20 protein-coding genes are annotated in these 22,352 nt (G+C 67.4%); 11 read left to right on the top strand and 9 right to left on the bottom strand.

The window, feature by feature from the left end:
- Window position 1: 1 nt before the first annotated feature.
- The 3 genes from ACTIEF_RS13060 to ACTIEF_RS13050 form a co-directional block, all read right to left on the bottom strand.
- Window positions 2-199: a hypothetical protein gene (locus tag ACTIEF_RS13060; RefSeq protein ID WP_439472575.1), complete on the bottom strand. Its 198-nt coding sequence runs from the start codon at window positions 197-199 to the stop codon at window positions 2-4.
- A gap of 54 nt (window positions 200-253) precedes the next feature.
- The gene (locus ACTIEF_RS13055; protein WP_439472574.1) at window positions 254-697 is read right to left on the bottom strand and encodes an SseB family protein; all 444 of its coding nucleotides are present in this window, start codon (window positions 695-697) and stop codon (window positions 254-256) included.
- 89 nt (window positions 698-786) lie between these two features.
- Window positions 787-1,350, bottom strand: a complete 564-nt coding sequence (locus ACTIEF_RS13050) for an OmpA family protein (protein WP_439472573.1) — start codon at window positions 1,348-1,350, stop codon at window positions 787-789.
- Window positions 1,351-1,647: 297 nt separating this feature from the next.
- On the opposite strand from ACTIEF_RS13050, the gene ACTIEF_RS13045 reads away from it, so the two are divergent.
- The 4 genes from ACTIEF_RS13045 to ACTIEF_RS13030 all read left to right on the top strand — a co-directional run bounded on the left by ACTIEF_RS13045 (window position 1,648) and on the right by ACTIEF_RS13030 (window position 7,516).
- Complete coding sequence (locus ACTIEF_RS13045; RefSeq protein ID WP_439472572.1) at window positions 1,648-2,430, top strand: hypothetical protein; 783 nt, start codon at window positions 1,648-1,650, stop codon at window positions 2,428-2,430.
- 179 nt (window positions 2,431-2,609) lie between these two features.
- Window positions 2,610-3,737 (top strand): non-hydrolyzing UDP-N-acetylglucosamine 2-epimerase, encoded by a 1,128-nt coding sequence (wecB, locus tag ACTIEF_RS13040; protein ID WP_439472571.1) that lies wholly within the window; start codon window positions 2,610-2,612, stop codon window positions 3,735-3,737.
- Window position 3,738: 1 nt separating this feature from the next.
- The gene (locus tag ACTIEF_RS13035; protein ID WP_439472570.1) at window positions 3,739-6,015 is read left to right on the top strand and encodes a glycosyl transferase family protein; all 2,277 of its coding nucleotides are present in this window, start codon (window positions 3,739-3,741) and stop codon (window positions 6,013-6,015) included.
- 16 nt (window positions 6,016-6,031) lie between these two features.
- The gene (locus tag ACTIEF_RS13030) at window positions 6,032-7,516 is read left to right on the top strand and encodes an NfrA family protein (RefSeq protein ID WP_439472569.1); all 1,485 of its coding nucleotides are present in this window, start codon (window positions 6,032-6,034) and stop codon (window positions 7,514-7,516) included.
- 9 nt (window positions 7,517-7,525) lie between these two features.
- Here ACTIEF_RS13030 and ACTIEF_RS13025 read toward each other — a convergent pair whose 3' ends face one another.
- From ACTIEF_RS13025 to lepA, 3 genes are read right to left on the bottom strand one after another with little or no spacing between them, the layout of a single operon-like run.
- A complete protein-coding gene (locus ACTIEF_RS13025) occupies window positions 7,526-8,548 on the bottom strand; it encodes a serine/threonine-protein kinase (protein WP_439472568.1) in 1,023 nt (340 codons plus the stop codon).
- On the bottom strand, window positions 8,545-8,994 hold the full coding sequence (locus ACTIEF_RS13020; protein ID WP_439472567.1) for a hypothetical protein: 450 nt from the start codon (window positions 8,992-8,994) through the stop codon (window positions 8,545-8,547). The genes ACTIEF_RS13025 and ACTIEF_RS13020 overlap by 4 nt, the downstream gene beginning before the upstream one ends.
- Before the next feature lie 57 nt (window positions 8,995-9,051).
- Window positions 9,052-10,860 (bottom strand): translation elongation factor 4, encoded by a 1,809-nt coding sequence (gene lepA / locus ACTIEF_RS13015; RefSeq protein ID WP_439472566.1) that lies wholly within the window; start codon window positions 10,858-10,860, stop codon window positions 9,052-9,054.
- Between the two features lie 223 nt (window positions 10,861-11,083).
- On the opposite strand from lepA, the gene ACTIEF_RS13010 reads away from it, so the two are divergent.
- The 3 genes from ACTIEF_RS13010 to ACTIEF_RS13000 all read left to right on the top strand — a co-directional run bounded on the left by ACTIEF_RS13010 (window position 11,084) and on the right by ACTIEF_RS13000 (window position 15,754).
- Window positions 11,084-12,235: an efflux RND transporter periplasmic adaptor subunit gene (locus ACTIEF_RS13010; protein ID WP_439472565.1), complete on the top strand. Its 1,152-nt coding sequence runs from the start codon at window positions 11,084-11,086 to the stop codon at window positions 12,233-12,235.
- Window positions 12,236-12,250: 15 nt separating this feature from the next.
- The gene (locus ACTIEF_RS13005; protein ID WP_439472564.1) at window positions 12,251-15,367 is read left to right on the top strand and encodes an efflux RND transporter permease subunit; all 3,117 of its coding nucleotides are present in this window, start codon (window positions 12,251-12,253) and stop codon (window positions 15,365-15,367) included.
- Window positions 15,368-15,469: 102 nt separating this feature from the next.
- Entirely contained in the window at window positions 15,470-15,754 is a 285-nt protein-coding gene (locus tag ACTIEF_RS13000) for a hypothetical protein (RefSeq protein ID WP_439472563.1), read from the top strand.
- 74 nt (window positions 15,755-15,828) lie between these two features.
- On the opposite strand, the gene ACTIEF_RS12995 is transcribed toward ACTIEF_RS13000, so the two are convergent.
- The 3 genes from ACTIEF_RS12995 to nhaA all read right to left on the bottom strand — a co-directional run bounded on the left by ACTIEF_RS12995 (window position 15,829) and on the right by nhaA (window position 19,909).
- Window positions 15,829-16,539 (bottom strand): hypothetical protein, encoded by a 711-nt coding sequence (locus tag ACTIEF_RS12995; RefSeq protein ID WP_439472562.1) that lies wholly within the window; start codon window positions 16,537-16,539, stop codon window positions 15,829-15,831.
- Complete coding sequence (locus tag ACTIEF_RS12990) at window positions 16,536-18,467, bottom strand: TonB-dependent receptor (RefSeq protein ID WP_439472561.1); 1,932 nt, start codon at window positions 18,465-18,467, stop codon at window positions 16,536-16,538. The genes ACTIEF_RS12995 and ACTIEF_RS12990 overlap by 4 nt, the downstream gene beginning before the upstream one ends.
- A 227-nt stretch (window positions 18,468-18,694) precedes the next feature.
- Window positions 18,695-19,909, bottom strand: a complete 1,215-nt coding sequence (gene nhaA / locus ACTIEF_RS12985) for a Na+/H+ antiporter NhaA (RefSeq protein WP_439472560.1) — start codon at window positions 19,907-19,909, stop codon at window positions 18,695-18,697.
- A gap of 193 nt (window positions 19,910-20,102) precedes the next feature.
- On the opposite strand from nhaA, the gene ACTIEF_RS12980 reads away from it, so the two are divergent.
- The 4 genes from ACTIEF_RS12980 to ACTIEF_RS12965 all read left to right on the top strand — a co-directional run bounded on the left by ACTIEF_RS12980 (window position 20,103) and on the right by ACTIEF_RS12965 (window position 22,279).
- On the top strand, window positions 20,103-21,557 hold the full coding sequence (locus tag ACTIEF_RS12980; RefSeq protein ID WP_439472559.1) for a protein adenylyltransferase SelO family protein: 1,455 nt from the start codon (window positions 20,103-20,105) through the stop codon (window positions 21,555-21,557).
- Window positions 21,558-21,669: 112 nt separating this feature from the next.
- Complete coding sequence (locus tag ACTIEF_RS12975) at window positions 21,670-21,888, top strand: hypothetical protein (protein WP_439472558.1); 219 nt, start codon at window positions 21,670-21,672, stop codon at window positions 21,886-21,888.
- Window positions 21,885-22,079: a helix-turn-helix transcriptional regulator gene (locus ACTIEF_RS12970; RefSeq protein WP_439472557.1), complete on the top strand. Its 195-nt coding sequence runs from the start codon at window positions 21,885-21,887 to the stop codon at window positions 22,077-22,079. Before ACTIEF_RS12975 ends, ACTIEF_RS12970 begins: the two co-directional genes overlap by 4 nt.
- A gap of 44 nt (window positions 22,080-22,123) precedes the next feature.
- The gene (locus ACTIEF_RS12965) at window positions 22,124-22,279 is read left to right on the top strand and encodes a hypothetical protein (protein WP_439472556.1); all 156 of its coding nucleotides are present in this window, start codon (window positions 22,124-22,126) and stop codon (window positions 22,277-22,279) included.
- Window positions 22,280-22,352 lie beyond the last annotated feature (73 nt).

The raw sequence follows: 22,352 nt of genomic DNA, 5'->3' as shown, positions 1-22,352 counted from the left end.
CTCAAACGAAATCAGCGTATTTCGCCGCGAGCCAGTCCACAAACACCTCGGGCGTCTCCTCGCGCCGCCAATAGCGCAGCACGTCCTCGGGCGCCCAACCCGCGTCGTTAGAGTCGATGCACCACTCGCGTTTGATCACGACATCCACCCGCGCCAGCCAGTCAATGCAGTCTTGCGGAAGGTCGTCGTCTGAGGTCATCGGCGAAGACTGAGCCCACGAGGGATGCGGCGCAACCACCCGTGGGTTGAACCCTCAAATCCTCTTCGGCGCCCGCGCCAGGATGGCCTTGATCTGGTCAGGGGTCATCATGACGCCGCGGCCTGCGGCGGGGTTGATGAGGATGACGGCGTCCTGAAGCAGGTTGAACAGGTTGTGTCCCTGGACGGCGATGAAGACCGCGTCGGCACCGAAGACCTGGGCGACGCGCTTGGGGTCGGTGAACAGGGCGACGGTGTTGCGGCCGTCCTTGAGCTGGATGCCGCGCAGGCTGAGCCCTTCGCCGGCCTGGATCATGCGCGAACCGGCGGCGGGGTCGGAGCCGAAGCTGCCCGGAGTGGGGACGGCGAAGAGGTTGTCGCCCAGCAGCAGGGCCTCGAACATCCCCATGTCGGCGGGCGAGGCCAGGGCTTCGTTCAGCGCGACCTCCAGCGGGTTCAGCGGGGTCTCGGCGAAGACGAGGTTCAGGGCGTCGGTCATGGTCGAACTCGAAAAAGCGGGCCGACACACAAAGGGGAACGGCCGCGCGGCGTCAACCGCGCGGCCGTCGGGAAAGGCGTCGCTCCAGCTTACGCCAGGACGACGATGGTCACGCGGCGGTTCTGGGCGCGGCCTTCCGGGGTGTCGTTCGAAGCGACCGGGTTTTCCTCGCCGTAGGAGATGGCGCCCATGCGGTTCAGGGCGACTCCGCGACGGCTGAGGAAGCGACGCACGGCCTCGGCGCGGGCTTCGCCGAGCTGGTCATTATGACGCTCGTCGCCGACGCTGTCGGTGTAGCCCTGGATCTCGAGGTAGACGTTCTGGTTTTCGCTGGCGAGACGCTGGGCGAACTCGGCCAGACGCTGCTCGGCCTCGGGCGACAGGGTGTTGCCGTCGGTCGGGAACTTCACCGAGTCATCCGACAGGACCACCTCGTACAGGAACTTGCCCTCGGCCAGCTTGTGCGCGGCGTTGGCGCGAGCGAGCGCTTCGCCGGCGGTGCCCTCGACCGTGGTCACGCGGGCGTCGACCACGGCCGTCTGGTCGCGGACGAAGCGGTGGCTGGCGCAGCCCGAAGCGGCGACGCCGAAGGCCAGGATGACGCCAACGGCGGCTGCCGTTTTGAATTGCGGTTTGATCAAGAGTCTCTCCATCAATGATCCGGTGCGCCAATCCCGGTTGTCGCGCATGCCGCCCAGCACAGGTTGCCCAACGGCGAACGGCGGTCGAGGTTGCATGAGACGAATGGAAGCTGTGCATTTTATCTCGATCAGTGTTGCTGGCGCAGTGAGCGGTTAAGCTTGAGATTCACTGATGGATCATCGCCTTGATGCTGACGCGAGATGCAGATCATCATAAGCACGTCGAATCTTATCTAACGATGTTCGGGAGAGTGGATGCGCGGAACGGGGCCACGGAAAGGAAGGCGTGTGGGCGCGGCGGCGGTCGCGGTGCTAGCCCACGCCGCCCTGCTGCTGGTGCTGTTCGCCGCGCAGGACCCGGCGACGCCGCGACCGCCCGCCGAGCCGACGCCTATGCTGGTGGAGCTGATCCCGCCGCCGAAGCCGCCCCCTCCCCCGCCGCCCCGGGCGCCGACCGATGCGCCGCCGCCGCCCGGACCGAAGGCCGAGACGCCGACGCCCGCGCCCGCGGCGGCCCAGCCCGCCCCGACGGTGCGCCCGCCCGCGACCCGCCCGCCGCCGCGCCTGCGCCCGGCCCGGCCGACGCCGCGGATGGAGTCCATCCCCCTGCCCGCCTCGGTCCCTGACACCCCGCTCGAGATCGCCATGCCGACCATCGGCGACGCCCAGCTGGCCGGCGCCCTGCGCGCGGGGATGGGATCAGGCGGCGGCGCGGGCGGAGCGGGCGGTGGGACCGGCGGTGGCGGCGGGTCCGGAAACGGCGGCGGCTGCGATCTGGTGCGCGAAATCCAGAACGCCCTGCGCGAGGACGACGACGTCCGCGACGCGGTCAATGCGGCCCACCGCACGGCGGGCTCGAACCGCGCCCTGCTGGTCTGGGACGGCGACTGGCGCCAGACGCCGGGACAGTCGGGCAAGGGGCTGGCGGGCGTGCGTCAGGCCATCGCGCTCGAGGTCGCCTTCGCCCCGCAGGCCTGCCGCCGGGAGGCCATGCGCGGGATGGTGCTGATCACGATGAGCGACGCCCCAGGCGCGGCGCGGGTGGCGCTGGGGACCGGCAGCTGGCGCTGGAGCGACCTGCTGCAACGGTGAAGCTGCCGCAATCCGGTCTTGCGGACGTCGCGATGACGACGCGGACCGGCCCTAGACGGCGCGCGCTGAATAACGGGGCGCGAGATGAACGCCGGACAACGGAGCCCTCAGGTTTCGTTGGGGCCGGCGATTGCATACCGCGACGGTCGGGATCGCTCGACAAGGCTTGGGGCTGGACTGTGAAAATCGCCATACTCGCGGGCACGCGTCCGGAGGTCGTCAAACTGGCGCCCGTCCGGGCGGCGCTGGCTGCACGCGCCGGTCTGGAACCGGTGTGGATATCGACCGAACAACAGGGCGCGCTGAATGCGCAGGCGCTGGAGACGTTCGCGATCGAGCCGGAAATCCGGCTGGATCCGCCGTCGCCTGAACGGACTCTGGGCGGCCGCTTCGCCCAGATCATGGACCGGCTGGACGATGTGCTGGGGCGGCTGGAGCCGCAGCTGGTGCTGGTTCAGGGCGACACCTCGACCACGGCGGCGGGGGCCATGGCGGGCTTCGCGCGGCGCATCCCCATCGGCCATATCGAGGCGGGCCTTCGGACCTTCGATCTGGACCAGCCCTTCCCCGAAGAAGGCTGGCGCTGCGTGGTCGGGCAGCTGGCCGACCTGCATTTCGCCCCGACCGAGGCGGCGGTCCGGAACCTGCTGCGCGGGGGCGTGTCCCAGCACCGGATCCATATGACCGGCAACACCGGAATCGACGCCGTTCGGCTGTCGGGCGCCCGCGTGACGCCTGTCCCGCTGACGAACGGCCGCCGGCTGGTGCTGGTGACCGTGCACCGGCGCGAGAACTGGGGTCCCGAATTGGAACAGGTTCTGGCCGCGCTGATCCGGATTCGGGACAGCGTGCCCGATATCGAGATCGTCTTCGCCGCCCACGCCAACCCCGCCCTGCGCGGTCGGGTGGACGCCGCCCTGACCGGGCAGGACCGCATCCGCATCGTCGAGCCGCTGGACTACCTCGGCTTCCTGTCGCACCTGAAGAGCGCGACGCTGGTGCTGTCGGACTCCGGCGGGGTGCAGGAGGAAGGGCCGGTGCTGGGCGTGCCCGTGCTGGTGCTGCGCGAGACCACTGAACGGGCCGAGGCCGTCGAGGCCGGCGTGGCCCGGTTGGTCGGCACCCGCACCGATGAGGTGGTCGTCGCCGCCATGAAGCTGCTGAACGACGAACCGGAGCGGATGCAGATGGTGCGCGCCGTCAGCCCGTTCGGCGACGGCTTCGCCGCCGAACGCATCGCCGACATCGTCTCGCGCTGGAGTCCGGTGAAGGCCCTGGGCGGCGAGCAGATCCGGGCGGCCGTCTGACATGTCGAGCCTGATGGTCATCACCCTGGGCTACTGGCTCTCCCATCTGCCGGGACATGACGTCCTGCTGGGCTACTGGGAGTTCCTGCGCTGGGCGGTGATGATCTCGGCGGTGCTGATCCTGATCAGCTCGCTGGACGACCTGCTGATCGACCTGGCCTACTGGTGGGGCCTGCTGGTGCGGTTCTGCAGCTTCTGGGACCGGCCCGCGCCGCAAAGGCTGCTGGACCGCGAGCCCGAGAAGCTGATCGCCATCATGGTGCCCGCCTGGCAGGAGTCAGACGTCATCGCCAGCATGGTGGCCAACACCAACAACACCTTCGACTACAGCCGCTACCACATCTTCGTGGGGGTCTACGCCAACGATCCCGAGACCCGGCGCGAGGTGGAAAAGGTGCGCCAGCGCTTCCCGAATGTGCACCGCGCCGAGGTGCCGCACGACGGCCCGACGTCCAAGGCCGACTGCCTGAACTGGATCATCCAGAACATCCTTCTGTACGAGGAAAAGTCCGGCCAGAAGTTCGGGGCCTTCCTGATGCACGACGCCGAGGACGTGGTGCATCCCTATGGGCTGAAGACGGTCAACTGGTTCGTCGATGAGGCGGCCATGATCCAGATGCCGGTCCTGTCGATGGACCGCAAATGGACCAGCCTGGTCGCCTGCCACTACATGGACGAGTTCGCCGAGTTCCACACCAAGGACCTGCCGGTGCGGTCCGCCTTGGCGCGCATGACGCCGTCGGCGGGCGTGGCCACCGCCTTCCACCGCCGCGCGATGATGGCGCTGGTGGAGGAGAAGGACGGCCAGCCGTTCAACACCGACAGCCTGACCGAGGACTATGACGTCGCTCACCGGCTGAGCGCCCTGGGCTATCCGTCGCAGTTCGTGCGCTATCACGCCCGTGTGCCGCGCCAGAGGAAGGCGTGGTTCCGCAAGGGGATGGTGGACATCCAGCGGCGTGAGCTGGTGTCGACCAAGGAGTTCTTCCCGCACAAATTCTTCTACAGCGTTCGCCAGAAGGCGCGCTGGACGCTGGGCATCTCGATCATGGGCTGGGCCCAGCTGGGCTGGTTCGGCGGGCTGGTGAACCGGTACTATCTGTTCCGCGACCGCAAGGCGCTGTTCACCGCCCCGGTCGGCATGTTCGGCTATGTGATCGTGATCCAGCTGCTGGGCCTGCTTCTGGTCGAGAATATCTGGCCCGAGGCGATCAACCTGCCGCCGGTGATCGACCGGCGTTGGGTGTGGGTGATCGTGACGATCAACTTCCTGTTCCTGGTGAACCGGATCGTGCACCGGGCCTGGTTCACCTTCCTGAACCACGGGATCAAGCATGTGCCGCTGACGCCGGTGCGGATCGTGACCTCCAACCTGATCTCGTTCGGCGCCTTCTGGCGGGCGTCGCGCCAGTACATCAGCCACCTGATCACCAAACGCCCGATCGCCTGGGACAAGACCCAGCACGCCTATCCGTCGCTGTCGGAACTGCAGCAGGGCTCGGGCCGTCTGGGCGAGACGCTGCGGTTCTGGAACCACGTCAGCGAGGCCGACCTGACCACGGCGCTGGAGGCGCAGAAGGCCGACTACCGCCCGCTGGGCCTGCTGCTCCTCGACCTTGGAGCGGTGGAGGACGACCATCTGGCCGAGGCCTTCGCCGAGCGGGGCGAGACCTACGCCTCGATCTTCGATCCCTTCCAGATCGAGCCGGAGGTGCTGAACCTGCTGACGCCCGAGGAGGCCGCCCGCTATGGCGCCGTGCCGCTGCGTCGCAACGGATCGGGCATCGACGTGGCGCTGGCCGAGCCCCTGCCCCCGGCCCAGCGGACGGCGCTGGAGAAACGCTTCGGCCAGTCGGGCGTGCGCAGCGTGCGCTTCCTGTTCGCCCCGCTGAGCGACATCGCCTTCGCCATCCGTTTCGCCTGGAGCGAGGACCCGTTCGCCGCCGTGCGGGAGCAGCTGGGCCGGATGCGGGCGGCGGGCCATCTGGACGCCTCGCGCGAGGCCATGCTGTGGCGCTCGGTGCGGGCCGGCTATGCGCGGCTGGGCGACATCCTGATCCGCCGGGGCCGTATCAGCCACGCTGATCTGCAGACCGCCCTGATGGCCTCGCGCGCTGATGGCCGTTCGCTGGGCGAGACCCTGACCCGGCTGAACATGGTCTCCGCGACCGACATCGAGGCGGCGCTGAAGGACCAGCGCAGCGCCCGCTGGCTGAACGAACATCTGGTGGAGGCGCTGAGAAACGCGCCCGCCGACCCCCGTCACGAACCTGTCTGACCCCCGAGGCCCCGCCGTGAACCGCTCCCTCCTGCTCGCCTCCGTCGCCCTGGCCGCCACCGGCGCCGCGGTGCTGACGCCCGCCGCCGTTCAGGCCCAGACCGTGGCCGCGTCGTCCGATGGATACGCCGACGCCACGGCCGCCTATGCGGCGATGAATGCTGGACGACCCGCCGACGCCGTCCCCCCCGCCGCCCGCGCGGTGAACGCGGCGCCGGACAATCTGGACTGGCGGCTGCTGCTGGTCGACGCCCTGATCGGATCGGGCGACGACGCCACCGCCCTGTCGGTGCTGCAGCCGGTGGCCGGAAGCTGGGACCACCGGGTCCAGACCCGCCGCGCCGAGACCGCCCGCCGGACCGGCGACCTGAGGCAGGCGGCCGAGGCCTATGGACTGGCCGCGCCGTTGGCCCCGACCGCAGAGAGCCGCGCCTATCTGGCCCGCGCCCGGGTGCAGGCTCTGGTAGAGCTGGGCCGGACGGGCGAGGCGCGGACCGTGCTGCGTGAGGCCCATGCCTCGGGCATGCTGCCGGGCAATGCGCCGCTGGACTTCGCCTATGCGGCCGTCAGCACGGGCGAGGACCGGCTGGCCGTGCAGGGCTTCGCCGCCGCCGACCGGGCCGAGCCGCTGAAGGGCGCCCAGGCGCTGGACGCCGCCTACGCCGCGCGCCGGGCGGGGCAGGACCCGGAGGCGATCACTTGGCTGGAACAGGGCGCGCGCACCCTGCCCGCTGAACAATTGACCCCGCAGCGCCGCCACGAGATCGGGCGCGAACTGCAGACGCTGGAGCATCGCTTCGGCGGGACGGCCACCGTCTCGGTCGGTCCGGCGGACAGCGCCACGACCCTGGTCAATGGCGGCGGCGATGAGGTAACCCAGGTCGGCGGCGAGGTCTGGGCCCGCGTCGGCGGCGACAACAACGGCCGCCCGGTGCAGGTCTTCGCCCGCGCCTACCAGACCGTCGACGCCGACACCGGCCCGACCGGCGGCGAGAGCACGCAAGGCTGGGTCGGCGTCCGCTGGAAGCCCTTCACCGAGACCAATCTGTCGCTGGAAGCCAGCCGCCTGATCGCCGTCGGCGACGCGGCCCGGGACGACACCATGCTGCGCGCCGCCTGGTCGGCGGATGTGGGGAGCGACCTGCGCTACGACCGCGACAGCTGGCCGTCGGCCCATGTCTATGTGGACGTCGCCCGCCTGCTGGAGGACGAGCAGACCTACGCCGTGGCGGACGCGAATCTGGGCTGGACCTGGGTGGCGAGCGAAAGCCGCCGCGACACGGTCACCGCCGGCGTGGGCGTTCGTGCTGACTACGACAGCCTGCGGGCGGAGGAATGGGCCGTGGCGGCGGGTCCGCGCGTGGCCTGGCGCCACTGGATGGGTGGCGACGACCTGCGCGCGCCGGGGCGGTATCTGGATGTGTCGCTGGGGTATTACGCGCCGATCGGCGACGGGCCCCGGGATGAGGGGGTGGTGGCGGCGGTGACCTTCGGGTTCTGAGGAAGTCGGTTACGTTAAGACAGACTTCGAAACAGCGTCATCCAGCGCCTTCAGCGCCAGGCTCTCTGTTTTATAGGTCGAACAGTCTGCGTTCCTTCTGCGACCGTCTATAGCGTAACAAAGCTCCCAACCTTTAGCGGTCTTGGCTACATCCAAACGGTGCACCTTCCCGTTCACATTTGCTGACCATTCAGCGAGCCCCGTCTTCCGCCAAGATTTTGCAATCTTCAGCTTTTCGAGAGCCGTGAGCATTTCCCCCGCACTCTGATATCGTTTGAGGGGGTCTGGAGCCGTAGCCGTCTTGATCACCGCTTTAAGGCGCCGAGGGAAATGTCGGGGGAAGCCTATAAATTCGGGCAGTCCGACGAGTCGGCCGCTGGCTTCCCAATCGGCAACCTGCTGGGCGTCGATCCCGATCGCTCCGTAGAGTAGAGCGCATCTAAACAGTGTCATCCCGGCGGCGTATACGTCCGTACGCTCATCGGGCGCGCCCCCGGCGATCAGTTCAGGGGCCGCGTTCGGCTCATATGTGAGCGGTATTCCGATTGCGGTCTGTTTTACGTACGAAATGCCAAAATCGGAGAGTTTATAGATTGCCCCATCAATCATGATGTTGGCGGGCTTCACGTCTTTATGAATAATCCCATTCTTATGGGCAGACGACAGGCCAAGCAGCATGTGTCGGTTAGCGCTCAGCGCATCGCCATATGAAATACCTAGCTTCTCGATCCGCCCTTCTAGGGAGCCGTCGGGGAGGTACTCCATGTCGATGAGCACAACCGTTGACGCCCCGAGAGGCATCACATCAGCAGATGCAATCTCAACGATATGCTGGGATTGGCATGCCTTGAGATTTCTCGCCTCTTGAAGCACCAAATCAATAGACGTCGTGGGATCAACTTCGATGCATTTTAGGGCACATATAGAGCTGGTTGCCCGATCCTGCGCTCGGTAAACATCCCCGAAACTGCCGCCTCCCAAACGTTCCTGAAGAACATACTTGTTGAGCTGTGTGCCAATGGGGAGTCTCATGGCAACTCAGATGCTGCAGCGAGGACAGCATCACGTAGCGCGCTATCCCAATGCACTTTACCATCTTTAAGCGCATCAGCCCAATCAGCGGGCTTTGCCCCCTTCGCGAGTGAAAACGTGCCCGGTCGGTTGAGCTTGTTTTTGGTGATAAGCTTCAGAGGGATCTGCCCCTTCCCGCACTGATAAGCGAGGATCCCCAGCGGAGCACCGTGATTGAGAACGGACTCCTGCGATTTCAAATCTATCGAAATTTTGCAGACAACTTTTGAGACCGGATGGCGCGCGATGATTTGCTCAAACCGCCCATAGGCCCAAGTAGCCATTTCGCTTGGCTCATCATGCGGATTTATAGCTCTGTCCCGTTCGACGAGAACGGGAGCAACTTGGGTACCGTCGAGCCATGCTGCTCGAAAGCCCCCCTTTTCCAAACACAGACCCAGAAACATTGTCAGCCTCCCCTATAGAGGGCAGACCTAGAACTACCTGAGACTGTTTTCCAGCCCTCAATCCTCATCCATCTTCAGCGCCGCGATAAACGCTTCCTGCGGGATTTCGACCTTGCCGAACTGCCGCATGCGCTTCTTGCCTTCCTTCTGCTTCTCCAGAAGCTTCTTCTTCCGGGTGGCGTCGCCGCCGTAGCATTTCGAAGTCACGTCCTTGCGTAGGGCGCGGACGGTTTCACGGGCGATGATCTTGCCGCCGATGGCGGCCTGGATCGGGATCTGGAACATGTGCGGAGGGATCAGCTCCTTCATCTTCTCGACCATGCCGCGGCCGCGCGTCTCGGCGCGCGAACGGTGGACCAGCATGCTGAGGGCGTCGACCGGCTCGGCGTTGACCAGGATCGACATCTTCACGAGGTCGCCCTGCTTGTAGTCGGTCAGCTCGTAGTCGAACGAGGCATAGCCCTTCGAGATCGACTTCAGGCGGTCGTAGAAGTCGAAGACGACCTCGTTCAGCGGCAGTTCGTAGACGACCATGGCGCGGGTCCCGACCCAGGTCAGTTCCTTCTGCTCGCCGCGACGGTCCTGGCACAGCTTGATGACGCCGCCGAGGTATTCCTCGGGGGTCAGGATGGTGGCCTTGATCCACGGCTCCTCGATCTCGAGGATCTGCATGACGTCCGGCAGGTCGGCCGGATTGTGCAGGTCGATGGTCGTGCCGTCGCGCTGCTTGATCTTGTAGACGACCGAGGGGGCTGTCGCGATCAGGTCGAGGTTGAACTCGCGGCTGAGGCGCTCCTGGATGATCTCCAGATGCAGCAGGCCGAGGAAGCCGCAGCGGAAGCCGAAGCCGAGAGCGGCGCTGGATTCCATCTCATAGGTGAAGGAGGCGTCGTTCAGGCGCAGGCGGGCGATGGCCGCGCGCAGGTCCTCGAAGTCGGCGGCGTCCACCGGGAAGAGACCGCAGAAGACCACCGACTGGACTTCCTTGAAGCCCTTCAGCGGTTCGGCGGTCGGCTTCTTCTCGTCGGTGATGGTGTCGCCGACGGCGGCGTGGGCGACTTCCTTGATCTGGGCGGTGATGAAGCCGACCTCGCCGGGGCCGAGTTGGTCGACCGGGGTGTTCTTGGGCAGGAAGACGCCGACGCGGTCGACCAGGTGGGTCGAGCCGTTCTGCATGAATTTCACGCGCTGGCCGGCCTTGAGCACGCCGTCGAAGACGCGGACCAGCAGAACGACGCCCAGGTAGGGATCGTACCAGGCGTCGACCAGCATGGCCTTCAGCGGAGCGTCGATGTCGCCCCTGGGCGCCGGCAGGCGGGTGACGATGGCTTCCAGCACATCCTCGATGCCGATGCCCGACTTGGCCGAGGCCATGACGGCGTCGGAGGCGTCGATGCCGATGACGTCCTCGATCTGCGCCTTGACCCGCTCGGGCTCGGCGGCGGGCAGGTCGATCTTGTTCAGGACCGGCACGATCTCGTGGTTGTTGTCGATGGCCTGATAGACGTTGGCCAGGGTCTGGGCCTCGACGCCCTGCGAGGCGTCGACGACCAGCAGCGAGCCTTCGCAGGCGGCCAGCGAGCGCGAGACCTCATAGGCGAAATCGACGTGACCGGGCGTGTCCATCAGGTTCAGGACGTAGTCGAGCCCGTCCTTGGCCTTGTAGTTCAGGCGCACGGTCTGCGCCTTGATGGTGATGCCGCGCTCCTTCTCGATGTCCATGTTGTCCAGCACCTGGGCGGACATTTCACGCGCGGTCAGGCCGCCCGTGTACTGGATCAGGCGGTCGGAGAGCGTGGACTTGCCGTGGTCGATGTGGGCGACGACGGAGAAGTTGCGGATGCGTTCGATAGGGGTGGTCGGCATGGTCCGGCGCGCCTAGCACGGCGGGCGGAAAAGCGCCAACGGAACGGCGATCCGAACTGTCTCCGTGCCTGATTTCGTTGCGGATTACGAAGTCGTAACGCGACGCTTTGCAGGTTTTCGACAGGTTGGGGAAACGGTATTCAACGACGGATGACAACCGGACGCCCGTCGGGGCGTTCATTCGCTCGGCCGCGCTCCCCTCGCGGCGACAAGGGAAAATCACGTGTCGATCAAGCTTCGCAGCCGCTGGGCCGCCGCCGCCGTCCTGTTGACCGCCACCGTCGCCGTGGCCGCCTGTGGCGGGGGTGGAGAAACGACGGAGAAAGGCGGGGCCAGCAGCCAGACCGTCAGCGTGCAGACCGCCACGACCGAGAACCTCGGTCGGCTGGTCACCGCCTCGGGCACGGTCTCGGCCTGGGAGGAGGTTCCGGTCGGCGCCGAGACGGGCGGGCTGGTTGCGACGGCCGTCTATGTGGACGAGGGCGCCTATGTGCGTCAGGGGCAGCCGCTGGTGCAGATGAACACCGCCCTGCTGGATGCCCAGGTGCGCCAGCAGCAGGCTGCCGTGCAGACCGCCGAGGCCAATGCCGCGCGCGATGACGCCGCCCTGGCCCGGGCGCAGGAGCTGAAGGAGCGCGGCTTCCTCAGCCAGGCCTCGCTGGACACGGCTCTGGCCAACCAGCGCGCCTCGCAGGCCAACCTGGCCTCGGCCCGCGCGGCCCTGGCCGAGACCCGCACCCGCCAGTCGCAGGCCACCATCCGCGCGCCTGTCTCGGGCCAGATCATCAGCCGCAGCGTGACCCGCGGCCAGATCATCAGCGCCGGAACCGAGCTGTTCCGCATGGTGCGCGACGGCCGCCTGGAGCTGGACGCCCAAGTGCCGGAGACCGAACTGGCGCTTGTCCGCTCCGGCCAGTCGGCGCAGGTGACCTCCAGCCAGGCCGCGCCGACGACCGGCACGGTCCGCATCGTGACCCCCGAGGTGGACGCCCAGACCCGTCTGGGTCTGGCCCGGATCTCCCTGGCTCCCGGCAGCGCCCTGCGCCCCGGCATGTTCGCCCGCGCCCAGATCGACGTCGGCGCCCAGCCGGCGACCGTCGTGCCGACCGGCGCGATCCTGTACCGCAACAACCGCGCGGGCGTGTTCGTGATGGCCAGCGCCGACACCGTGCACTTCCAGCCCGTCACCGTGGTGAACCGCCGTCAGGACCGCACCGCCGTGTCGGGCCTGCAGGCCGGCGCGCGGGTCGTGGTGGACGGCGCGGGCTTCCTGAACGAGGGAGACCGGGTCCGCGTCGCGACCGCGGCCGCCGCCCGTCAGGCCGCCACTGAACGGGCGCAGGCCCAGTCGGCCGCCCCGGCCAGCGCCCACTAAGCGGAAGCGACCGACATGAACCAGATTTCCTCCTGGTCGATCCGGAACCCGATCCCGATTATCCTGCTGTTCCTGCTGCTGACCATCGGCGGGATCGTCGGGTTCGCAGGCATGCGGATCAACAACAACCCGGACGTTGACTTCCCGCTGGTCTCCGTGACCGCGGTGCGTCCGGGCGCCGCGCCCGCCGAGATGGAGGTGCAGGTCACCCGGCTGATCGAGGACTCCCTCGCCGGTCTGTCGGGCGTGCGCCACATCAACTCGAACATCACCGACGGGGTGTCGAGCACGGTCATCGAGTTCGAGCTGGGCACCGACACCGACCGCGCGACCAATGACGTGCGCAACGCCATGACCGGCCTGCGCGCCAGCCTGCCGCAGGACATGCAGGAGCCGGCCGTCCAGCGCATCGACATCACCGGCGACGCCCTGATCACCTATGTGGTCCGGTCAGAGACGATGTCGCCAGAGCAGATCAGCTGGTTCATCGACAACGAGGTCAGCCGGTCGCTGCTGGCGCTCGGCGGGGTCGGCGAGGTCAACCGCTCGGGCGGCGTGGATCGCGAGATCCGGGTCGAGCTGGATCCGCAACGCCTGTCCGCCTACGGCGTGACGGCGGCGCAGGTCAGCCAGGCGCTGAGCAGCGTGAACAACAACCTGCCGGGCGGCCGCGTCACCGTGGCCGGGTCAGAGCGGGCCGTGCGCACGGTCGGCTCGGCCACCTCGGTGCAGCAATTGCGCGAGACCCTGGTGCCGCTGGACGGGGGCCGCACGGTGCGCCTGGGCGACCTGGGCGCCGTCGAGGACAAGTGGGGCGAGCCGCGTCGCATCGCCCGCTATGACGGTCAGGAGGCCGTGACCTTCAACTTCCTGCGCTCGCGCACCGCATCCGAGGTGAAGGTCTCGGAGGCCGTCCGCAAGGAGGTCGCGCGCATCGACAAAGCGAATCCGAATGTGACCATCCAGCAGGTCACCTCGAGCGTGAAATACATCGAGGAGAGCTACCTCGCCTCACTGGAGGCCCTGGGTCTGGGCGCCCTGCTGGCGGTCATCGTGGTGTTCATCTTCCTGCGCGACTGGCGGGCGACGCTGATCGCGGCGGTGGCCATGCCGCTGTCGCTGATCCCGACCTTCGCCCTGCTGGCGCCCATGGACCAATCGCTGAACGGGGTGACCCTGCTGGCGCTGTCCCTGACCATCGGCATCCTGGTCGATGACGCCATCGTGGAGATCGAGAACATCGTCCGGCACATGCGGGACGGAAAGCCACCCTATAGCGCGGCCATCGAGGCGGCGGACGAGATCGGTCTGGCGGTCGTGGCGACCACCGGCACCATCATCGCCGTCTTCGCCCCGGTCGGCTTCATGCCGGGCATCATCGGCCAGTTCTTCAAGGCCTTCGCCCTGGCGGCCTGTATCTCGGTCTTCTTCTCGCTGGTCGTGGCGCGGACGGTGACGCCGCTGATGGCCGCCTTCATGCTGAAGCACACCAACCACGAGGACCGCGATCCGTTCTGGATGAGCGGTTACCTGAAGGCCCTGCGCTGGTCGCTGGCGCACCGCTGGCTGGTGTTCCTGATGGGCTTCCTGTTCCTGGTCGGTTCGATCGGGACCTCGGTCATCGCCAAGATGTCGTTCGAGTTCATGTCGCCCGCCGACGAAGGCCGCGCGGCCTTCCAAGTGGAGACCCCGCCCGGATCGACCCTGGCCCAGACCGACGCCATCGTGCAGGAGGTCACCCGCCGCCTTGAGGCCCGCGACGAGGTGACCTCGGTCTACGCCGCCATCGGCGGTCAGGACGTCAATCAGGCCAATGTCTACGCCGACATGGTGCCCAAGGGCGAACGCGCCCTGAGCCAGCAGGAATTCGCCCGCGAAGTGGTCGATGACCTGAAGTCCATCCCCGGCGCCCGCATCCGCGCGGGCATCGCCCAGCAGGGCGGCGGACCGGGCGACGGCACCAGCTACACCTTCTCGATCCTGGGCGATGATCCGGCGACGCTGGACGCCGCCGCGCGCAAGGTCGAGGAAGAGATGCGCGGCGTGCGCGGTCTGGCCAACATCGTGAACACGGCGGCCATCGCCCGTCCCGAGATCGTCGTGACCCCGCGTCCCGATGAGGCCGCCCTGGCCGGGGTCTCGGCCGGATCGATCTCGCAGGCCGTGCGCGTCGCCACCATCGGCGACGTCGATCAGAACCTGCCCAAATACAATCTGGGCGACCGCCAGATCCCGATCCGCCTGCAACTGACCGAGGATGCGCGCGAGGATCTGACGGTGATCGAGAACCTGCGGGTGCCAACCGCCAATGGCGGTCAGGTGCCGCTGAGCGCCGTGGCCGACGTGTCGTTCGGCGCGGGCCCGGCCACGGTGACCCGTCAGGACCGGTCGCGGATCGCCTCGATCACGGCCGAGCTGGACGGCATCACCACCGGCGCTGCGGGCACGGCGGTGAACGCCCTGCCGTCGGTGAAGAACCTGCCCGCGGGCGTGCGTCAGGTGCCGGCGGGCGATGCGGAGTTCATCCAGGAGATGATCACCGGCTTCGCCATCGCCTTCATCTCCGGCATCCTGCTGATGTATGCGGTGCTGACTCTGCTGTTCAAGAGCTTCGCCTATCCGGTGACCATCATGGCCGCCCTACCGCTGGCCATCGGCGGCGCTTTCATCGCCCTGGCCCTGGCCGACAAGAATTTCTCCATGTCGGCCCTGATCGGGGTGCTGATGCTGATGGGGATCGCGGCCAAGAACTCCATCCTGCTGGTCGACTATGTGATCATGTCCGAGAAGGCCGGGATGGACCGGTTCGAGGCGATCATGGACGCCGCGCACAAGCGGGCGCGGCCGATCCTGATGACCACCTTCGCCATGGGCGCGGGCATGGTGCCGATCGCCATCGGCTGGGGCGCGGACGTCGAGTTCCGCTCGCCCATGGCGGTGGCGGTGCTGGGCGGCCTGATCTCGTCGACCTTCCTGTCCCTGCTCTACATCCCCGCGATCTTCACCATCGTGGACGATGTCGCGGGCTGGATGCGGCGAGTGCTGGGCGGCGGTGCGGCGGCGCGCAGAGCCGAGGGCGAACGCCCCGCTGCGGCGGCGGAAGCCCCGGTCGGCCCGGACGAGCGCTGGTAAGGCTCGAGGCGGGCGGGGGCGATCTCCCCTGCCCGCCTCAGCCGGTTGCAAGCCGGCGAACAGGCCATGAAGGTGCAGGGGCAAGCTTGACCGGAGGCCCCCTTGCCCATTGGCCCACACTGCCCTGACTGCAAACAGCGCGTGCCGCTGGCGCGGACCCAGCTGGATCTGGGCACGCCCTTCATCTGCGCAGGCTGCGGGACCCGACTGGTCGTATCAAGGGGCAGCGCCCTTCTGCTCGGCTTCAGCCTGATGGTCGTCTTCTGGCTGCTGCGCGATGCATTCCCGGCGCAGTTGGGCGGTCCGTTCGGCCTGTTCGCCCTGATCGTCGTGATCGGCGCGCCGGTGATCTGGGCGATCACGCCGGTGAAGCGCGCCGCGCCGTAGAAAGCCCGGCCCGCCAAAACAAAACCGGCCGGGGTCGCCCCCGGCCGGTTCTCGTTTCAGCGATGCCGAAGCGATCAGTACTTCAGACGGACAGTGAAGCCGTAGGTGCGCGGCTGACCCAGGAAGGCGTTGTAGGTCTGGGTGTCGCGAGCCTGGTTGTAGAAGGTGCCCGGGTGGCTGGTGCCGGCGGGCTGGACCGTGGTCTGGAAGGCGGTGCCTTGCAGCGGGCCGTTGTAGCCGACCTGCAGGTACTCTTCGTCCGTCAGGTTCTGGCCCCACAGTTCGGCCGTCCAGCGCTCGTCCTCGGTGCCGAGCATGATGCGGCCGTTCACGGTGGTGAAAGCGTCCTGCATCTTGAAGGGCGAGAGGTCCGAACCGGTGTTGTATTCCGACATGTACTTGCCGGCGAGGCTGAACCCGCCGCGCAGACCACCGCCGAGGTTGCGCTCGAAGTTGATCGACAGCGAGGCCGAATACTCGGGCGCGAACGACGGACGCGAGCCGGGCAGCAGCGAGGCGGCCGGGAAGTTGTTCGGATCGACCAGATCGGCGGCGGTGAACACGCCGTACTCGGCGTCGGTGTAGGTCAGACCACCCTGGAAGCTCAGGCCCTCGATCGGCGAGAACCAGATCATGTCGGCGTCGATGCCGCGCGAGGTCAGTTCCGGGATCGGCTCGACGGTGAAGCCCGCGCCGTTGAAGGTGTTGAGCTGGAAGTTCTCGAACGTCTGGTCGAAGTAGGTGACGTTCAGCAGCAGGGTGCGGGCCAGCAGCGTCATCTTCACGCCGGCTTCGTAGCTGTCGACATATTCGGACGGGAAGTACAGCGACGACACCGGGGTGATGGTGCCCGTGCGGTGACGCGGTCCAGGTTGTAGCCGAAGCTCTTATAGCCGCGGGCGTACGAACCGTAGAACATGATCTCGTCGTTCAGGCGGTACGAGGCCTTGATCGTGCCGGTCAGCTCGCCGTCGTCGGCGCCTTCCGAGATCGGACGGTTGTTGAAGGCGCTGTTGGCGAAGGGCAGGCAGAGGGCGCCGAGGATGCCGCCGACGTTGCTCGCGCCGAGGGCCGTGCCGATGGCGCCGGCGTTCAGCTGGGCCGCGGTACAGGTGGCGCCGTTGCCGTTGGTGTTGCGCTGCAGCGCGTCCAGCGACTTGTCGTCCATCGTGTAACGCAGGCCGAGGGTCAGGTCGAACTGGTCAGTGACGTGCCAGGTGTTGTTGGTGAAGATGGCGTAGGAGGTCGACTCCTGGTCGTAGGTGTCGGCATAGCCCTGGCCGAGCGTGAAGCCCGGGCCGGTGGCGGGCACGGCGCCGTAGAGGCAGCCCTGCAGCCCCGGCGCGGTCTGACCGGTGGCGGTGAAGCAGCCGACGCGGCCCGGGTTGATCGGGATCGGTCCCGGAGGAGTCGGCAGGCCCTGCGTGGCGGCGTTCAGGTTGGCCGTCAGCAGCAGAGAGATGAACGGGGTGTAGTCGGCGCCGAAGTACCAGCTGTCGGCCCGGTTGATCTCTTCCTTGGTGGCGAAGAAGCCGACCAGCCAGTCGAAGCGATCGTTCTGACCGGCCAGGCGGATTTCCTGGGTCAGGTTCTTGACGCTGTAGCCGTTGTCGCCGTCCTGGTTGCGGTAGGCGATGTCCGCGCCGGTGTAGTCGATGTCCTGACCGAGGGTGGTCGACCAGTCGCGCCACGAGGTGACCGAGGTCAGGGTCGCGCCGCCGAACAGCGACGGCAGGTCGAAGTTGGCTTCGAGCGAGACGCCCTTGTCCTCGATTTCCTGACCACTGGAGCGGTTGGCGTAGGCCAGACGCGAGAAGGGCAGCGGGGCGAAGCCGGCTGCCGGCGGGCGGGCGCCTGGGCCGTCGGACAGCGAGTCGATGAAGGCCTGCGTCGGACCCGAGCGGATCTGTACGCCGGTGCAGCAGTATTCATCGCGCGAGGTGTAGTCGGCGATCAGTCGGAACGAGGTGTTGTCGTTCGGCAGCCACAGCAGTTGACCGCGGACGGCGCCGAAGTCCTGGTTCTGGTCGTCGGTCTCGGGACGCGGGCCGTCGCCGATATTGACGTCGTAGAAGCCGTCGCGGACGCGACGGGCGGCGTACAGGCGCATGGCCAGGGTGTCGGTGATCGGGCCGGTGATCGAGCCCGAGGCGCCCATGGCGCCGTAGTTGCCGACGGTCACTTCGGCGTTGTAGCCCGGCGTGAACGACGGGGCCTCGGTGATGATGTTGATGACGCCGGCCGAGGTATTCTTGCCGAACAGGGTGCCCTGCGGGCCCTTCAGCACTTCGATGCGGGCCAGTTCGCCCAGGTCGCCGAAGCCGACCGAGTTGCGCGAGCGATAGACGCCGTCGATCACGACGCCGACCGAGCTTTCCAGGCCGGGGTTGTCGCCGACGGTGCCGACGCCGCGGATGCGGGCGGTGGTCGAGGCTTCCGACGAGGTCGAGGTGACGGTCATGCCGGGGGTCAGGATCTGCAGATCCTTGATGTCGCGGACACCGGCATCCTGCAGCGTTTCCGCCGCCAGGCTGGTGACCACGATCGGCACGTCCTGAAGGTTCTGCTCACGCTTCTGGGCGGTGACGATGATGTCATCGACGGTGGCCGGACCATCCTGATCCTGGGCCGAAGCGACCCCGGCGAAGCCGAAGGCGCAAGCGCCAACGACGGCGGCCGAAACGGTCGTGCGAAGAATATTGGTGAGGCGCATGCCCACTCCCCGACAATGGCCGGGCCCGTGCAGTGACGGTGACCGCGGCGTTTCCTGATCCCTTGGGCCGCGCTCTTACGTGGAACGCGATACTCCAGTCTTTTGGGTAACTCAGGCGGGACTCACCGACAAGGAGCGCTGTTTGGTCACCCCGCATTTCATCGGTAGGTGAAGCCTAACTGTGACGCAAAAGCGACAAAATGCGATGACGCTACGTCAATATTTGCTCAGTTCTTGCGATTTTCCGGGGCGCTAGCAGCTAATTTCTTGCGCCGATTGGCCGCTATTCCGAGAACCATTGCGCCAGTGATCGCTGATAACATAGAGCCCGCGAGCACCCCGATCTTCACCTCGACCTGTTCGGGCGAGTCGATGGCGCCGGGGAAGGCGAGGATGCCGATGAACAGGCTCATGGTGAATCCGACCCCGCACAGCAGACTGACCCCGTAGAGCTCCAGCCAGGTCGACCCGGTGGGGCGGCGGCCGATCTTGAGGGTCGAGGCGAGGGTCGCCGCGCCAAGCACGCCGATCTGCTTGCCGACGAACAGACCCAGCGCGATGCCGATGACCAGAGGGGCGAAGGCCTGATCCAGCGACAGGCCCGCGAAACTGACGCCCGCCTTGGCGAAGGCGAATAGCGGCAGAACCAGATAGGCGACGTAGGGGTGCAGATCGTGCATCGCCTCCTGCAACGGGCTCTGGCCGTCCGAGCGACGATCCTTGACCGGCACGATGGCCGCGAAGGCGACGGCGGTCAGGGAGGTCGACAGGCCCGCCTGCACGGTCAGGTACCAGATCAGGCCGAAGCCCAGCACCCAGAAGGGGGCCGGAATCTTTTTCCACTGGGCGACCAATGCGCCCGCCGCCAGCAGGCCGACGACCCAGAGCAGGGGCCCGATCTGCACCCCGCTGGAGAAGAGGACGGCGATCAGGGCGATGGCGCCGAGATCATCGACAATAGCCAGGGTCAGCAGGAAGACCCGCAGCGAAGACGGCAGGTTGCGCGCCACCATGGCGAAGATGGCCAGGGCGAAGGCGATGTCGGTGGCCAGCGGGATCGGCCAGCCCGCGTGGGGGCCGGACAGCAGGCCCGAAACCGCCAGATAGACCAGGGCCGGAGCGACCATGCCGCCGACGGCCGCCAGAACCGGCGTGGCCAGCTTGCGCGGATCGCTGAGCTCGCCGCGGAGGATCTCGTATTTGATCTCCAGCCCCACCACGAGGAAGAAGATCGCCATCAGACCTTCCTTGATCCACTCCGAGACCGTCAGCTCGAGCAGGACCGGGCCGAGCTGGACCACGTGCTCGCTCTTCAGCCAGCCGAAATAGTCCTTCGACCACGGCGAGTTGGCGATGATCAGCGCGAAAAGGGCCGCAAAGCCGAGCACCGTGCCGGAGCCGGCCTCGGTCTTGAGGAATTCCAGGGTGAGTTTGCGCGCCATGAGGCCTCCGTCGGTCGGGGGGTGTCATGACGCCAGGTTATCGACGGGCGTCGGACCGGATTCGCGAAAGGCGCCGGCCTGGCCACGCCCGCGTGGCGGACGGACCTGATCTCTGCCTCTACAATACGGTCCGGGGCGAAGGGTTCAAGGCGATACAGTTGCGCCAGAGCCGCGAAGATCGCATCTGGCGGCCATGCCCGCCTCCTCCGCCTACCGCCCCGAGCCCCGCTTCTTCGATCTGGGAGGCGAGTACGGCGATCCCGTGCGCGCCGCCGACTTCCCCGAGACCCGCCTGCGCTTTCGCAACGACCGGGCGGCGGCGACGGTGGGACTGGAGACGCTGACGGACGCCGAATGGATCGCCCATTTCGGCCGCTTCGAGCCCCTGCCCGGCCAGCCCGGGCCAGTGGCGATGCGCTATCATGGGCACCAGTTCCGTCACTACAACCCCGACCTCGGCGATGGACGAGGGTTCCTGGCGGGCCAGCTTCGGGAAACGCCCGGCGCTCAAGCAGTGAGCGACCGCGTCGCGAGCGATAGCGCCCTCCCGGGTCGACTTCTTGACCTGGGAACGAAAGGTTCGGGGACCACGCCCTGGTCGCGCTCGGCCGACGGGCGGCTGACGCTGAAGGGCGGGGTGCGCGAGGTGCTGGCGGCGGAGATGCTGGAGGCGCAGGGCGTGCCGACCAGCCGCGCCTTCAGCCTGATCGAGACAGGCGAGGAATTGGAGCGGGGCGACGAGCCCTCCCCCACCCGCTCGGCGGTGCTGGTGCGGCTGTCGCACAGCCATATCCGCTTCGGCACCTTCCAGCGCGCCGCGTATTTCGGGCGGGTGGACATGGTCGACGCGCTGGTCGAGCATGCGCGGGCGCTCTACCACCCCGAGGTCGCCGAAGGGGATGTGCCGGGCTTCCTGCGGGCCGTGGTCGAGGCCTCGGCCCGGCTGACGGCGCGCTGGGTGGCGGCGGGCTTCGTCCACGGGGTGCTGAACACCGACAATCTAAACGTCACCGGCGAGAGCTTCGACTACGGCCCGTGGCGGTTCCTGCCGTACTACGAGCCCGGCTTCACCGCGGCCTATTTCGACCAGACCGGGCTCTACGCCTTCGCGCGTCAGCCGGAGGCGGTATTCTGGGCCCTGACCCAGCTGGGCGGGGCGCTGAAACTGGCGGCGGACGCCGAGCCGCTGACCGAGGCGCTGAACGGTTTCGGCCCGGCCTATATCCGCGAACTGCGCACGGCCTTCCTGAACCGTCTGGGCGTAAAGAGCCTCGGCGAGGCGGCGGACCAGCGGCTGCTCGACACCACCCTTGCCCTGCTGCGCGAGGCCGGAGAGGCGGCGCGGTGGGAGCCCCTGTTCCACGACTGGTTCGGCGGCTTCGCGTCGTCGGCGCGGGCGCTGGCCGGGCCGCGCGCGAAGCTGTGGCAGGGCAAGACCTTCGACAATTTCCGCTACTCGCTGTTCGAGCACGAACCGGACCGGCCCGAGCGGCTGGAGAACCCGGCCTTCGCCCGTCCCGAGCCGGAAGAGATGCTGATCGATGAAGTCGAGGCGATCTGGGCGGCCATCGCGGAAGCCGACGACTGGACGCCCTTCCACGAAAAACTGGCGCGATTGGCGGCGATCCGGACCGCGCGACACCCGTGAAAGCCCGTCGCGACGGGCTTTGGGCAAGCTCGCTTGTCAGGATGTAAAAGACGCTTGACTGTACCCAACGGTGATGTAAAACACCCTTGTCACAACGACAGGGAGCCTTGTCATGACCAAGTCGATGTCCGAGACGGACTGGCGCTCGCCGGGCGCCTCCACCTTCATGCTGCTGATCGTCGTCGTCCTGGCGGGCGGCCTGACCGACCCGCTGCCGCTCTGGCCCGCCAACTGGGGCGACGCTCCGTCGATCGGCGCCACGGCCATCGTCGTCGCTCTGATCAACGCCCTGATCAGCTTCAGCCGCCGCGATGGATGGGACAGCCAATGATCCCCGCTCACCCGATCCGCGCCATGCGGCAGGCACAGAGCCTGACCCAGGCCCAACTGGCCGAACAACTCGGCATCTCCCTGCGCACCATGCGGGCCATGGAGAACGGCTTCTACGACCCGTCCGTCACCCTCGCCTGCCGCGTCGCGCGGGCGCTGGAACGGCCGGTGGAAGACCTCTTCCGCCTCTGACCCGAGCCCCCCCGGCTCACCCTCACACATCAAGGAACAAGACCATGACCACCAGCACCCTGGGGCGCGCTGTCGCCTGCCTGGAAGCCTTCGCCGCCGGCCTGTGCCTGACCCTCGTCGCCTCGGCCTTCCTGTCCGCCGCCGAGGCCCAGATCAGCCCGCTGAACGAGCCGGTCGCCGCCGTCAGCACCTCGGCGTGATCACTACTCTGTACGGCTGCTGACAGGAGGTTGGCGGCAGGGTGGCGGTAGAACGCGGGGGTCGGCGCAGGGC

It is taken from the genome of Brevundimonas sp. (genome assembly GCF_051858995.1).
GTDB lineage: Bacteria > Pseudomonadota > Alphaproteobacteria > Caulobacterales > Caulobacteraceae > Brevundimonas.
Note: the sequence above shows the minus strand (reverse complement) of the source record. Positions and strands in the feature narration are given on the sequence as shown.

Bases quoted from the DNA above. Each gene is read 5' to 3' on its own strand.
- ACTIEF_RS13025 (WP_439472568.1), bottom strand. From the start codon at position 8,548: ATGAGACTCCCCATTGGCACACAGCTCAACAAGTATGTTCTTCAGGAA.
- ACTIEF_RS12990 (WP_439472561.1), bottom strand. From the start codon at position 18,467: ATGCGCCTCACCAATATTCTTCGCACGACCGTTTCGGCCGCCGTCGTT.
- ACTIEF_RS12965 (WP_439472556.1), top strand. From the start codon at position 22,124: ATGACCACCAGCACCCTGGGGCGCGCTGTCGCCTGCCTGGAAGCCTTC.
- ACTIEF_RS12980 (WP_439472559.1), top strand. From the start codon at position 20,103: ATGCCCGCCTCCTCCGCCTACCGCCCCGAGCCCCGCTTCTTCGATCTG.
- lepA (WP_439472566.1), bottom strand. From the start codon at position 10,860: ATGCCGACCACCCCTATCGAACGCATCCGCAACTTCTCCGTCGTCGCC.
- ACTIEF_RS13055 (WP_439472574.1), bottom strand. From the start codon at position 697: ATGACCGACGCCCTGAACCTCGTCTTCGCCGAGACCCCGCTGAACCCG.
- ACTIEF_RS12975 (WP_439472558.1), top strand. From the start codon at position 21,670: ATGACCAAGTCGATGTCCGAGACGGACTGGCGCTCGCCGGGCGCCTCC.
- ACTIEF_RS13020 (WP_439472567.1), bottom strand. From the start codon at position 8,994: ATGTTTCTGGGTCTGTGTTTGGAAAAGGGGGGCTTTCGAGCAGCATGG.
- ACTIEF_RS13035 (WP_439472570.1), top strand. From the start codon at position 3,739: ATGTCGAGCCTGATGGTCATCACCCTGGGCTACTGGCTCTCCCATCTG.
- ACTIEF_RS13005 (WP_439472564.1), top strand. From the start codon at position 12,251: ATGAACCAGATTTCCTCCTGGTCGATCCGGAACCCGATCCCGATTATC.
- ACTIEF_RS13050 (WP_439472573.1), bottom strand. From the start codon at position 1,350: ATGGAGAGACTCTTGATCAAACCGCAATTCAAAACGGCAGCCGCCGTT.
- ACTIEF_RS13060 (WP_439472575.1), bottom strand. From the start codon at position 199: ATGACCTCAGACGACGACCTTCCGCAAGACTGCATTGACTGGCTGGCG.
- nhaA (WP_439472560.1), bottom strand. From the start codon at position 19,909: ATGGCGCGCAAACTCACCCTGGAATTCCTCAAGACCGAGGCCGGCTCC.
- ACTIEF_RS12970 (WP_439472557.1), top strand. From the start codon at position 21,885: ATGATCCCCGCTCACCCGATCCGCGCCATGCGGCAGGCACAGAGCCTG.